We start from the raw sequence: 13,221 nt of genomic DNA on the forward strand, positions 1-13,221 counted from the left end.
TAAGCCGATGGGAATGTCCGTAGGCATGGCTGGACGCGGCGGACGCGGCCATAGGCGGCGCGGCCGCCATCATGGCCTCATCGCCGAAATCAACGTCACGCCGATGGTCGACGTGATGCTGGTGCTGTTGATCATCTTCATGGTCGCGGCGCCGCTTTTGACGGTCGGCGTGCCGATCGATCTGCCGGATACGCAGGCCAAGGCGATGAATGCCGACACGCAGCCGATCACCGTTTCGATCAATGCCGCCGGCCAGATCTATCTCCAGGAGACCGAAATCCCGATCGAGGAACTGGTGGCGAAGCTGCAGGCGATCTCGAAGACCGGCTATGACGAGCGCATCTTCATCCGCGGCGACAAGTCCACCGACTATGGCACGGCGATGAAGGTGATGGCCCGCATTTCGGCCGCCGGCTACAAGAATATCGGCCTGGTTTCACTGCAGGAACAGGATCAATAGACCCACTATGAGGACCGGCCTCACCACATCGGTGATCATGCATGCGGCGCTGATTGGCTTCGGCCTGTTCACGCTGTCGGCACCGGCCGCGCTTCCGTCGGCCGACGTCGAGTCGGTCGCTGTCGACATCGTGCCGATCGAAGCCACTGCCCAGGTGCTGCAGGGCGACAAGAAATCGGTGGTGCATGAAAAGCCGGCGCCCTTGCCCACGCAGCGTCCCGATGTGGTGCCGGACGCGCAGAAGGTCGGCGAGAACAGCGTCGATACCGACAAGCCGATAACGCCCGAGGCCAAGCCGAAGCCGGTCGACATGACGTCGGCTCCGCCGCCGGCGCCAACGCCGATCGAAAAGCCGAAGACCGAGGACGTGCCGAAGCCGCAGGAAAAGCCCAAGCCGACGCCGGCCACGGAAGTGGCTCCCGCGCCGCAGCCCAAGGAAGAGGTCAAGCCCGAGCCGGTCAAGCAGACCGAGCCGAAGCCGGCGCCGGCCAAGGAGCCGACGCCCGCACCGCCACAGGACAAGACCGCGGCCATCGAGCCGACGCCCGAGGTGAAGCCGGACGCGGTCGCCCAGGCGATCGCCAAGGACCAGCCTGACGATGCCCAACTGCCGGACTCCGCGCCCGCGCCTCAGGCGCGGCCGAAGCCGCAGCCGGCACAGGCCGAAAGCGCCAAGGCGCCGGAGCGCAAGGACGCCGACAAACCGGTCAAGGAGGCTTCATCCAAGCCGAAATCGGAGGACAAGCAGTTCAATTCCGACGAGATCTCGGCCCTGCTGGACAAGCAGAAGCCCTCCGGCGGCGGCGCCAAGCGTTCGACACAGCAGGCTTCGCTCGGCGGCGAGAAGGACCAGGGCCAGAAGCTGTCGAGATCAGAACTGGGCGCCCTGTCGGATCAGCTTGGCGGTTGCTGGACATTGCCGGCGGGGCTGGAGGGCTCGGAGAATTTCGTCGCCGTGGTCATGTTCAACCTCGACCCCTCGGGCAAGCTGGATGGCCGGCCCACCGTCGAGAAATCGAGCGGGAATCGCCAATTCGATGAAAGCGCCGTGCGTGCGGTTCAGAAATGCAACATGGCCGGCCTTCAGGTTCCGGCGGGCAAACAGGACATCTGGGCCCAGGTCCGTGTCACTTTCGATCCGAGGGAAATGCTTGGCCTTTGAGGCCTGCCCTGCAGAATCAGTGAAGAGAAGCGAGAAGACATGAAATTCATCCTCAAGCCGCTCCTGATGGTCGCGACAATGGCGCTGGGCTCGATGGCCGGCGCCGTCATGCCTGCGTGGGCGCTCGTCGAGATCAACGTCAACAAGGGCAATGTCGAGCCGCTGCCGATCGCCATCACCGATTTCCAGTCGGGCGATGGGCTTGGCGCGCAGATTTCCGGCATCGTCACCGCCGACCTGAAGCGCTCGGGCCTGTTCGCACCGATCGACAAAAGCGCCTTCATCGAGAAGATCGCCAATCCTGACGCAGCGCCTCGCTTCGACGACTGGAAGGTGATCAATGCCCAGGCTCTGGTCACCGGCAGCGTCAGCAAGGAGGCCGACGGGCGCATCCGCGCGCAGTATCGGCTGTGGGACACGTTCGCTGGACAGCAGATGTCGGGCGAACAATTCTTCGCCAACGACGCCAATCAACGACGCGTCGCTCACATCATCGCCGACGCCATCTACGAGCGGCTGACCGGCGAGAAGGGCTATTTCGACACGCGCGTCGTTTTCATCGACGAGTCCGGCGCCAAGAATGCGCGCAAGAAGCGCCTCGCCATCATGGACCAGGACGGCGCCAATGTGCGCTATCTCTCGGACGGCAGGGCGATCGTCTTGACGCCGCGCTTCTCGCCGAACCGGCAGGAAATCACCTACATGTCCTATGAGAGCGGCCAGCCGCGGGTGTATCTCCTGCAGATCGAGACCGGCCAGCGCGAACTGGTCGGCAATTTTCCGGGCATGACGTTTGCGCCGCGCTTTTCGCCGGATGGCCAGAAGGTGATCATGAGCCTGCTGCGCGACGACGGCAATTCCAACATCTTCGCCATGGACCTCAGGAGCCGCTCGACGACCCGGCTCACCAACTCGACCGCCATCGACACTTCGCCTTCCTATTCGCCCGACGGCAGCAAGGTGGTGTTCACCTCCGACCGCGGCGGACGCGCGCAGATCTATGTGATGGGCGCCGACGGTTCGGGCCAGACCCGCATCTCCTTCGGCGACGGGGTCTATTCGACGCCGGTGTGGTCGCCGCGCGGCGATCTCATCGCCTTCACCAAGCAGACCGGCGGCGAATTCCAGATCGGCGTTATGAAGACCGACGGTTCGGGCGAGCGCATCCTGTCATCCGGCTTCCAGCAGGAAGGACCAACCTGGGCGCCGAACGGCCGCGTGCTGATGTTCTTCCGCGATTCCGCCGGCGGCCCGAAACTGGTTTCTGTCGATCTCACCGGCCGCAACGAGCAGTCGATCCCGACCGCGAACTTTGCCTCCGATCCGGCCTGGTCGCCGCTGCTGGAGTGAGGAATTGGAGAAATGAAGAAATGAAGAATTGAGGGATGGAGAGAGAAGCGGGTTACATCAAGCGCGCGAAGGATTTGGATGTCTATAGGCACGCTTATGGGGTTTCCCTCGACGTCCACAAGGCCACGCTTGTTTTTCCGAAAATGGAACAATACGGGTTGGCTGACCAAATGCGGCGATCCAGCAAGGCGATCTGTGCCAATCTGGCTGAAGGATTTGCCAAACAGACCCATTCCAGGCCCGAATTTGCGCGTTTCATTTCGATGGCCATGGGATCATGCAGCGAAGTAGAGACGTGGATTTCGTATGCGTTCGACCTTGGCTACATCACCCACGCGCAGCGCGATGAATGGCTGCAATCCTATGTCCATATCTATGGAATGCTGGTGAATCTCAGGAAGAAGTTGAAATGACCCTTTTCCTCATTTCTTCAATTCCTCAATTCTCCATTTCCACCTCTTTGTCGCGTTTTGGCCGCATTTCCGCCTAGGGTCCGCGCCAACTGTGGCCCGGATCAAAGGGCTGCGGACGGGCGGCCTAAACCAAATTTTAACCGTGTTTCTTGAATGCCGGTTAACCCAAACGTGGTTACTGGGTGATCAACGAAATCACTCGAATGCGAAGGAGAGGCGGCATGAGCCGTATCGCAGCACTTACCAGAAATCCCGTCATGATCGCGCTGGTGGCGATGCTCGCCATTGCCGGTTGCGCTTCGAAGAAGACGCCCAACAGCGCCGCCGATCTCGGCCTCAACGGCGCCGGTGCCGCAACGCCCGGATCGGCGCAGGACTTCACCGTCAATATCGGCGACCGCATCTTCTTCGACACGGACTCCTCCTCGATCCGCGCCGACGCCCAGACGACGCTGTCGCGCCAGGCGCAGTGGCTGAACCAGTACAAGCAGTATGCGATCGTCGTTGAAGGCCATGCCGACGAACGCGGCACGCGCGAATACAATTTGGCGCTCGGTGCCCGCCGCGCCGCCGCCACGCGCGACTTCCTGGTCTCCAAGGGCGTCTCCGCCAACCGCCTGAAGACCATTTCCTACGGCAAGGAACGGCCGGTCGCGGTTTGCGACGACATCTCCTGCTGGTCGCAGAACCGCCGCGCGGTCACCACGCTCAGCGGCGCCGGTTCCTGACATTTTTCGCGCGTCGAGCGACGCGCGAAAAACACGACGGCAAAAATGCAACACAGGTTTGCGAAAGGCGGCTGAAAGGCCGCCTTTTTCATGTTTGGTCCCTTCAAACAAAATTTGGCCGAAGTCTCGCGTCCTGCTATGAGCCGAGGGCGCTTGGCTGGTCCCATACCGATTGGAAGGCGCGAACAAGCTAACGACACGGCGAGAGGCATATGCATTTGAGATCAGTTCTGAGCGGCACGCTTGCGCTGCTGCTCCTTTCAGGCGTCACCGCGATGGCGGGTGGCTTAGGGACTGATGGCACGGGACAGCCAGCCGACAGCGGCTTCTCGTTCCATCTGCCCAGCATCGAGTTGCCTGGCGTTTTCGGCGAAAAGAAGAAGTCGGACCAGGTTCAGTTCGCGCAGCAGTCGACTGGCACAGGCGCCACCGGGCTCGAGGACCAACTGCGCCAGATGAACGGCAAGATCGAGGAACTGAACTTCCAGATCCTGCAAATGCAGGAGCAGATCCGCAAACAGCAGGAAGACAACGAGTTCCGCTTCCAGCAGCTCGAAGGCGGTACGCAGGGTGCGCAGCAGCCGGCCGGGCAGAAGAAGTCACAGGCCGCGCCCGCCGACAGCGATGACAGCGTGGCCGAGGCGCCGGCCACGCAACCGCCCGCGAAGGCTGACAATCGGGCAGCGGCCGGCCAGTCGGCTGGCGGCGGCCAGAGCGTCGAGGACGTCATCGTCGAATCCTCTGACGGTGATCCGGGCAAGGTTATCCCCGGAACGGGAGCGCCCGAAAAGACCTTCGGCAGCATCACCGTCGACAAGAACGGCAATGTGGTCGATGCCGGCGGCAACACGCAGGCGACCGCACCGGCGCAGGATGTCGCTCCAGCCACCGGCGCTCCGGCCAAGAGCGGCAAGTCCGACGGCACGGTGGTTGCGGCGCTGCCTTCCACGAACGATCCCGAGGAGCTCTACCGCAACTCCTACCAGTTCATTCTTTCGGGCGACTACGGCACCGCCGAACAGGGTTTTCGCGACCACATCGCGCGTTTTCCGCGTGACGCGAAAACGGCGGATGCGCACTATTGGCTGGGCGAATCGCTGCTTGGCCAGCAGAAATACCGCGATGCCGCGGAGGTCTTCCTCGCCGCCAGCAAGGACTATCCCAAGGCCAAGAAGGCCCCCGACATGCTGCTGAAGCTCGGCGTGTCGCTGGTCGGCCTGAAGCAGCACGACGTGGCCTGCGCCACCTTCAGCGAGGTCGGCAAGCGCTACCCCGACATTTCCAACACGCTCAAGGAGCGCGTGAAGCAGGAAAAGGCCCTGGCGGCGTGCTAGCCCTTCTCCTGCCTGCCGTTGCCTTGCCCTCGGAGCCGTGTTCGGGCGACATGCATTGATGCTCGACACCGAGCCTGATCTTTCGAAAGACCTTTTTTCGCACATCGACTTTACCAGCGGCGCCGTTGCGGCCGTATCCGGCGGCAGCGACTCGACCGCCCTACTTCTCCTTCTCAAACGACATCTCGACCGAACCGCGCCGTCCGCGAAGCTGCTGGCGGTGACGATCGACCACGGTTTGCGGCAGGGCGCGGCGGCCGAAGCGGAAGCGGTGGCCAGGCTTTGCGCCGCGCACGCCATCGCGCACCGCATCGTCGCCTGGTCCGGACGCAAGCCGTCGACCGGGCTGCCGGCCGCCGCGCGGGAGGCTCGCTACCGGCTGCTGGCCGAGGCGGCGCGGGAGGAAGGCCTCGGTCTGATCGTGACCGGTCATACGGCGGACGACCAGGCCGAGACGGTGCTGATGCGGCTAGTCCGAGGCAAGGGCGCCCGCGGCCTTGCCGGCATGGCGCCGATCACCTTGCACGACTGGCACGAATGGATCGTGCGGCCGCTCCTTGGCATTCGGCGCGCGGCTTTGCGCAACTTCCTGCGGCGCGAGCATGTCGGCTGGGCCGAGGATCCGACCAATGCCGACGCGGCCTTCGAGCGACCGCGCATGCGCGCGGCACTGGCCGGCGCTGACGGTGCGCAGCGCATCGATGACGCATTGACGCTGGCGGCGCGCGAGAGCGAGGCGCGCAGCCGGCTTGGCATCCGCGCCGCGGATTTAATCGCGCGCTTCGCCAGCCAGCCGGCGCCGGGTCTTGTCCGCCTCGATCCGACCCTGCTTTCGGCCGGCGACGATCCGGCGGCCGTCTATGCGCTGCGCATCCTCCTCGCCACAAGCGGGGGCGTTGCGTTTCTGCCGGACCAGGCGCGATGCGAGGCGCTGTTCGGTAGGCTGAAGGCTGGATTTCTTTGCGCCACATTGTCGCGGACGGTGGTCGATTCCAGTCGCGCCGGCATCTTTCTGCGCCGCGAGACGCGAGGCTTGCCGCCTGTGGTCGCGGCCACCGGCGGGCTGCTCTGGGACGGCCGCCGGAACATCACGTTGGACGACGGCGGCAGTGCATTGTTGATCGCGCCGTTCGGGGCAGCGGCGGCGAAGCGTCTGGCAATCGCGGAAGGCGAGACGCCGCGCAGCCTCGTGCGCGCCGCGCTGGCCTGCGAGCCGGCATCGCGGCAAGCCGTTGAAAATCCTGGCCTGCCTCAGGGTGGGCAGGCGTCGCCGGGGTTCACGGCACAGGCCGTCGTCGCCCCCTTTGCCCGCTTCCTGCCGTCCTTCGACCTGGCGCCGGCGCGGGCCGTCGCCGAATTGATCGGCGCACCGTTGCCTCCCGCCCTGCCTTTCAAGCGGCCATAGCGCCGGTCGGTCATGGGCGAAAGCTTAACCCACACGTGCTGTTCTGCTTGGCAAGGGGGGGCGCTCTCCCTATGTTAGGCTCAAGTTTCCTCTCACGACGCGTGTCTGCCCGCGGACACCAACGGGACAATTGATGAATCCGAACTATCGCAACCTCGCGCTCTGGGCGATCATAGCGGTCCTGCTCATCGCCCTCTTCAATCTGTTCCAGACGCCGCAGACGCGTGGGGCTTCGAGCGATGTACCTTATTCGCAGTTCCTGCAGGATGTCGCGGCGGGCCGGGTCAAGACGGTGACCATCGCCGGCGCCCGCATCTCCGGCACCTACACCGACAATTCGAGCGGCTTCCAGACCTATTCGCCCGGCGATCCGTCGCTGGTCTCGCGGCTGCAGGACAAGAACGTCACCATCAATGCGCGGCCGGAGACCGACGGTTCAAACTCGCTGTTCGGGTACCTGATCTCGTGGCTGCCGATGATCCTGATCCTCGGCGTATGGATATTCTTCATGCGCCAGATGCAGTCCGGCTCCGGTCGTGCCATGGGCTTTGGCAAGTCGAAGGCCAAGCTTCTGACCGAGGCGCATGGCCGCGTCACCTTCCAGGACGTCGCCGGCGTCGACGAGGCCAAGGAAGACCTGGAGGAGATCGTCGAGTTCCTGCGCGATCCGCAGAAATTCCAGCGGCTCGGCGGCAAGATCCCGCGCGGCGTGCTCTTGGTCGGCCCTCCGGGAACCGGCAAGACGCTGCTCGCCCGCTCGGTCGCCGGCGAGGCCAACGTGCCGTTCTTCACCATTTCGGGTTCGGACTTCGTCGAGATGTTCGTCGGCGTCGGCGCCAGCCGCGTGCGCGACATGTTCGACCAGGCCAAGAAGAACGCGCCCTGCATCATCTTCATCGACGAAATCGACGCGGTCGGCCGTCACCGCGGCGCGGGTCTCGGCGGCGGTAATGATGAGCGCGAGCAGACGCTGAATCAGCTGCTGGTCGAGATGGACGGCTTCGAGTCCAACGAAAGCATCATCCTGATCGCCGCCACCAACCGGCCCGACGTGCTCGACCCGGCGCTGCTGAGGCCCGGCCGTTTCGACCGCCAGGTGGTGGTGCCGAACCCCGACATCGTCGGACGCGAGAAGATCCTGAAAGTGCATGTGCGCAACGTGCCGCTGGCGCCCAATGTCGACCTCAAGGTCGTCTCCCGCGGCACGCCGGGCTTCTCCGGCGCCGATCTGATGAACCTCGTCAACGAGGCCGCCCTGATGGCGGCGCGGCGTAACAAGCGCCTCGTGACCATGGCCGAGTTCGAGGACGCCAAGGACAAGATCATGATGGGCGCCGAGCGCCGCTCCTCGGCCATGACCCAGGCCGAGAAGGAGTTGACCGCCTATCACGAGGCCGGTCACGCCATACTGGCGCTCAACGTGCCGTCGGCCGATCCGCTGCACAAGGCGACAATCATTCCGCGCGGCCGCGCGCTCGGCATGGTCATGCAGTTGCCGGAAGGCGACCGCTATTCGATGAGCTACAAGTACATGATCTCACGGCTTGCCATCATGATGGGCGGCCGCGTCGCCGAGGAGTTCAAGTTCGGCAAGGAGAACATCACGTCGGGCGCTTCCTCCGATATCGAGCAGGCGACCAAGCTGGCGCGCGCCATGGTCACGCGCTGGGGCTTTTCCGACAAGCTCGGCCATGTCGCTTATGGCGACAACCAGGAGGAAGTGTTCCTCGGCCATTCGGTGGCGCGCACGCAGAACATCTCGGAAGAAACCGCGCAGATCATCGACGCCGAGGTGCGGCGCCTGATCGACGAGGCCTATTCGACCGCGAGGTCGGTGCTGACCAAGAAGAAGAAGGAATGGATCGCGCTGGCGCAGGGCCTGCTCGAATACGAGACGCTGTCGGGCGACGAGATCAAGCAGCTGATCGCCGGCGAGAAGCCCGCGCGCGATCTCGGCGACGACACGCCGCCGAGCCGTGGTTCGGCCGTGCCGAAGTCGGGCCGCCGCAAAAAGGGTCCCGAGCCCGAGGGCGGCATGGAACCGCAGCCGTCGAGCTGAACTCGGCCAAGAACAAATTGAGAAACGTCGCGGTTTGACCGCGGCGTTTTTGTTTGGGGCAGGCTGCTGAGTTTCTCCGTGGCCTGCGCCTGCAAGGTTGGTTAGGCGATTGGCGGAAGCCGGCGTGGCAGCAGCCAATCTTCCCACTTTGTGGAAGATGCCGGGCAGCTCAGCGGGGGCAGCGTCCGCCGACAAATCGAGTTAGGCCTTCCGGGCTGCGGGGGAGGATCTCCCTTGCCGTTCGACGATTCCTCGAGCCACCCTCGCCCAGCTTTTCGTGAATGCGAGGCAACCTGGCCGGAGCAGGCAACGATCCTTCGTGCCCCCCCCTCTGGCCTGCCGGCCATCTCCCCCACGAGGGGAGTTTGCAGCGTCGCCGGCAACGCGCCTCTCGTCAGCGGGGATTCCTGCTGAAGCTGCGGGCAAAAAAGCCCGCGAACCCTGCGGCTCGCGGGCCTTACTTTCCTCAAATAGTGCTGTCGCTCAGCTCTTCAGCTTGGCATTGCACAGGCTGTAGAAGCCGCCGCCCTTCTGGATCCACTTCAAGCCGCCAAGCGTGTTGGCGTCCTTGTTGGCATAGTACTGCTGGAGGCAGGTATGCATGCGGGCCTTGGCCGGGGTTTCGGTGGCGAATTTCGGCGAGATTGCGGTCGGGAAACTCACGCCCTTCGGCGCAGCGACAGTCGGCTTTGCCGGCTCCTTGGTGTAGGTCGCCTCTGTTGGAGCCGGGACGGTATCATCGTCCGAGGCGCTGGCGCCGCATTCGGCCTTCCGGAAGTCGTTCCACTTCATGCCGTTGAGCGTATTGGCGGTCTTGGCAGCCTGGTACTTGCTGCTGCAGTCGGCCATGCTCAGGCCCTTGCCCGAGCTGTCGGTCGCCGCAGCCGTGGTCGCCGCCTTGGTGGTCGCCGGTTTGGTGGCGGCGGCAGCGGATGCGCCGGCGGCAGCGGACGCGCCGGTGGCGCATTCGCTCTTGCGGAAGTCGTTCCACTTCATGCCGTTGAGCGTGCCGGCGGCCTTGGCCGCCTGGTACTTGGTGCTGCATTCCTTTGCGGTCAGGCCTTTGGCTCCGTCGTCGGCGGCGGCCGCAGCCTTGGTCGCCTTGGCCGGCTTCGTATCGGCCGCCTTGGTGTCCGCTGCCTTGGCGTCGGGCTTGGCTGTCGCGGCGGCATCAGTGCCGCACTGCGCCTTGCGGAACTGGTTCCAGGTCTGGCCGGCAAGTGTCCCCGCGTCCTTGGCCGCGTTATACTTCGTGCTGCACTCGGCCATCGTCAGCGCGTTGGCTGGCGCGGCCAGGAATAACGTCGCGACCGCAAGGCCGGTCAAAGTGGCAAGTCGGTGGATGAGCATAGCGTTTCTCCGTTGCAGCAGCCCATTATACGTCCCAGCAAATCAATAACGCTCAACGGTCGGTTGCGCCAGATGCTAAGTGGCGAATACATCGCCGAAACCCGGCTTCTGCCGGCAAGGTGATGAAATCGTTGCCTGTTGCCGGCTGGAAGACAAGAATTTGTGGGTAAATCCATGTCGAATGGTCCACAGGCATGGTATATTGTGGCGAGGCAGCGCCATCACGCTAGGTTGCGCCAGTCTGTGTGCAATGCACAACAAGGGTTTTCTAAAGGATTGGTAACAGATAATCACGAAATGTGATCGTAGTGCGCCGGCCAATTATGGCATGACGTACCGGGCAAGAACCACCGGGGACACTGACTAGCATGGCAGGAAATTATTTCGGCACGGACGGTATTCGCGGGCGCGCCAACAAGTTTCCAATGACGGCGGAAATCGCGATGAGGGTCGGCATGGCGGCCGGCCTGTCCTTCCAGCGCGGCAGCCATCGTCACCGTGTGGTGCTCGGCAAGGACACCAGACTTTCCGGCTACATGATCGAGAACGCCATGGTGGCGGGCCTCTGCGCCGCCGGCATGGACGTGTTCCTGCTCGGCCCCATCCCGACGCCGGCGGTCGCCATGTTGGTGCGTTCGCTGCGCGCCGATATCGGCGTCATGATCTCGGCCTCGCACAATCCTTATTACGACAATGGCATCAAGCTATTCGGTCCCGACGGCTACAAGCTCTCCGACGAGATCGAAGAGCGCATCGAGAGCATGCTGGACAAGGATATCGAACTGGCACTCGCCGATTCCGACGGACTTGGTCGCGCCAAGCGCGTCGATGGCGTGCATGACCGCTACATCGAGTTTGCAAAGCGCACCTTGCCGCGTTCGATGTCGCTTTCAGGTTTGAGGATCGTCGTCGATTGCGCCAATGGCGCCGCCTACAAGGTTGCCCCCGAGGCGCTTTGGGAGCTGGGCGCCGAAGTGGTGGCCATCAATGTCGAGCCCAACGGCTTCAACATCAACAAGGAATGCGGCTCGACCCATCCGGCAGGCCTGCAGAAGAAAGTGCACGAGGTGCGCGCCGACATCGGCATCGCGCTCGACGGCGATGCCGACCGTGTCGTCATCGTTGACGAGAACGGCGCGATCGTCGACGGCGACCAGATCATGGCAATGATCGCCGAGTCCTGGCACCAGAGCGGGCGGCTTGCCGGCGGTGGCGTCGTTTCGACGGTCATGTCCAATCTCGGCCTCGAACGCTTCCTCGGCGACATGAAGCTGCAATTGCACCGCACCAAGGTCGGCGACCGCTATGTCGTCGAGCATATGCGCGCGCACGGGCTCAATGTCGGCGGCGAGCAGTCGGGCCACATCGTGCTGTCGGACTTCTCGACCACGGGCGACGGCCTGGTTTCGGCGCTGCAGGTGCTGGCCTGCATCAAGCGGCAGGGCCGGCCGGTCAGCGAATTGTCGAAGAAGTTCGAGCCGGTGCCGCAACTCCTCAAGAACGTCCGCATCGCCGGCGGCAAGCCGCTCGAGGAAGCTCCGGTCAAGGCTGCGATCGAGGACGCCCGTCAACGCCTCGGCAAGGCGGGGCGGCTCGTCATCCGGCCGTCCGGCACCGAGCCGCTGATCCGTGTCATGGCCGAGGGCGACGACCCGCAGCTGGTCGAGGCCGTCGTCAACGACATCGTTGAGGTCATCTCGGAAACACGCAGCGCCGCCTGATCTCAGGTGCATTCGGAGGGCCGACGCCGCTCTGATTGCTTAGAAGCCCGCCCGTCCGGCGGGCTTTTGTTTGCCTGCGAAACTGGCTCGAGACACGTGGAACCATCCGAATTCCTCAAATGCTCGAGATTCGTGGTTAATAGACAGGGTTAAATGCCTTTTAACCTTTGCAATTCATTATCCACGCCTGAAAGCCAATCTCATTCGGACGCGACCGCTGTTCCGAGGGTTTCTAGGGGTGACAAGCATGTTCAATACAGCAAGAAAGGCCCTGTTCGCCGCGCTGTTCGCGGGCCTGGCATGGCCGGTGTTCGCGGCCGACCTTCCGGAGCCGGTGGTCGAAGAGGCGCCGCCGCCGGTATACGAGCAGCCAGTCGATGTCGGCGGCTGGTACATTCGCGGCGATCTCGACTACCACAAGTCGAAAGTGCGCGGCATCGATTACACGACCTACACCATCGATCCCTGTAATTGTAACGTCATTCCCGGCGACAGGAGCTTCGATTTCGGCAAGCTCAAGGGCGGCTTCTCGCTCGGCGCCGGCGTCGGCTACAAGATCAACGATCATTTTCGTACGGATTTGACCGCCGATTACTGGTTCAAGTCGAACTTCGACGGCGGAACCTCGGACGCTTTCTCGACGTCGACCGAAGTGTCGAAAATGAGCGCCTTGCTGCTGCTGGCCAACGCCTATGTCGATCTCGGCACCTATCACGGCATCACGCCCTATGTCGGCGCCGGCATCGGCGGCGCGCATGTCAGATGGGACGATGTCAGGGACCCGAACACCACCGAGTTCAACCCCGGTGCGAAAAGCTGGCGCTTTGCCTACGCGCTCATGGCCGGCGCTTCCTACTGCCTGACCGACAAGCTGATCCTGGACGCGGGCTATCGCTACAGCCACATCCAGGGCGGCCGCATGTTCGAGTGGGATATCAGCAGCGCCGGGCCGGGCTTCGACCGCGGCATCGACACGCATGAGGTGCGCGGCGGCCTGCGGTACCAGTTCGGCGGCAACAACGGTTGCGCCGCGCCGACGGTGGCCTATCAGCCCGAACCCGAGCCGATCTACACCAAGTAACATCCGACCATCCAACGGTCCGAAACCGCCCGGCATCAGCCGGGCGGTTTTCGCTTGTCTGCCTGCCCGAAATCATTCGCTAACGCTCTGTTAGCCTTAACCCCGACTTAACCACTATGGTTAACAATGCTTCCTGAAACGATGGCTGCCGTCTGGTG

General features: G+C 63.5%; 11 protein-coding genes. 10 read left to right on the plus strand and 1 reads right to left on the minus strand.

The features are described from left to right. Positions 1–7 precede the first annotated feature (7 nt). From tolR to ftsH, 8 genes are all read left to right on the plus strand, one after another. Positions 8–460, plus strand: a complete 453-nt coding sequence (gene tolR, locus FJ949_RS04225) for a protein TolR (protein ID WP_140493239.1) — start codon at positions 8–10, stop codon at positions 458–460. 7 nt (positions 461–467) lie between these two features. Next, the gene (locus FJ949_RS04230; RefSeq protein WP_140493242.1) at positions 468–1,622 is read left to right on the plus strand and encodes an energy transducer TonB; all 1,155 of its coding nucleotides are present in this window, start codon (positions 468–470) and stop codon (positions 1,620–1,622) included. Between the two features lie 39 nt (positions 1,623–1,661). Further along, the gene (gene tolB / locus FJ949_RS04235; protein ID WP_140493245.1) at positions 1,662–2,972 is read left to right on the plus strand and encodes a Tol-Pal system beta propeller repeat protein TolB; all 1,311 of its coding nucleotides are present in this window, start codon (positions 1,662–1,664) and stop codon (positions 2,970–2,972) included. A gap of 35 nt (positions 2,973–3,007) precedes the next feature. Then, on the plus strand, positions 3,008–3,385 hold the full coding sequence (locus FJ949_RS04240; protein ID WP_140493248.1) for a four helix bundle protein: 378 nt from the start codon (positions 3,008–3,010) through the stop codon (positions 3,383–3,385). A gap of 221 nt (positions 3,386–3,606) precedes the next feature. Beyond that, a complete protein-coding gene (pal, locus tag FJ949_RS04245) occupies positions 3,607–4,113 on the plus strand; it encodes a peptidoglycan-associated lipoprotein Pal (RefSeq protein WP_140493251.1) in 507 nt (168 codons plus the stop codon). 212 nt (positions 4,114–4,325) lie between these two features. Beyond that, positions 4,326–5,447, plus strand: coding sequence for a tol-pal system protein YbgF (ybgF, locus tag FJ949_RS04250; RefSeq protein WP_140493254.1), 1,122 nt, complete (start codon positions 4,326–4,328; stop codon positions 5,445–5,447). A gap of 58 nt (positions 5,448–5,505) precedes the next feature. Then, positions 5,506–6,852, plus strand: coding sequence for a tRNA lysidine(34) synthetase TilS (gene tilS / locus FJ949_RS04255; RefSeq protein ID WP_140493257.1), 1,347 nt, complete (start codon positions 5,506–5,508; stop codon positions 6,850–6,852). 133 nt (positions 6,853–6,985) lie between these two features. Continuing rightward, entirely contained in the window at positions 6,986–8,911 is a 1,926-nt protein-coding gene (gene ftsH / locus FJ949_RS04260; RefSeq protein ID WP_140493260.1) for an ATP-dependent zinc metalloprotease FtsH, read from the plus strand. 483 nt (positions 8,912–9,394) lie between these two features. Here the strand turns inward: ftsH and FJ949_RS04265 are convergent, their stop codons facing one another. Next, a complete protein-coding gene (locus FJ949_RS04265) occupies positions 9,395–10,261 on the minus strand; it encodes a hypothetical protein (protein WP_140493263.1) in 867 nt (288 codons plus the stop codon). Between the two features lie 368 nt (positions 10,262–10,629). Here FJ949_RS04265 and glmM point away from each other — a divergent pair, with 368 nt between their 5' ends. After that, positions 10,630–11,982 (plus strand): phosphoglucosamine mutase, encoded by a 1,353-nt coding sequence (glmM, locus tag FJ949_RS04270; protein WP_140493266.1) that lies wholly within the window; start codon positions 10,630–10,632, stop codon positions 11,980–11,982. 247 nt (positions 11,983–12,229) lie between these two features. Then, complete coding sequence (locus tag FJ949_RS04275) at positions 12,230–13,063, plus strand: outer membrane protein (protein ID WP_140493269.1); 834 nt, start codon at positions 12,230–12,232, stop codon at positions 13,061–13,063. Positions 13,064–13,221: the final 158 nt, after the last annotated feature.

This window comes from Mesorhizobium sp. B2-4-1 (assembly GCF_006442185.1).
GTDB lineage: Bacteria > Pseudomonadota > Alphaproteobacteria > Rhizobiales > Rhizobiaceae > Mesorhizobium.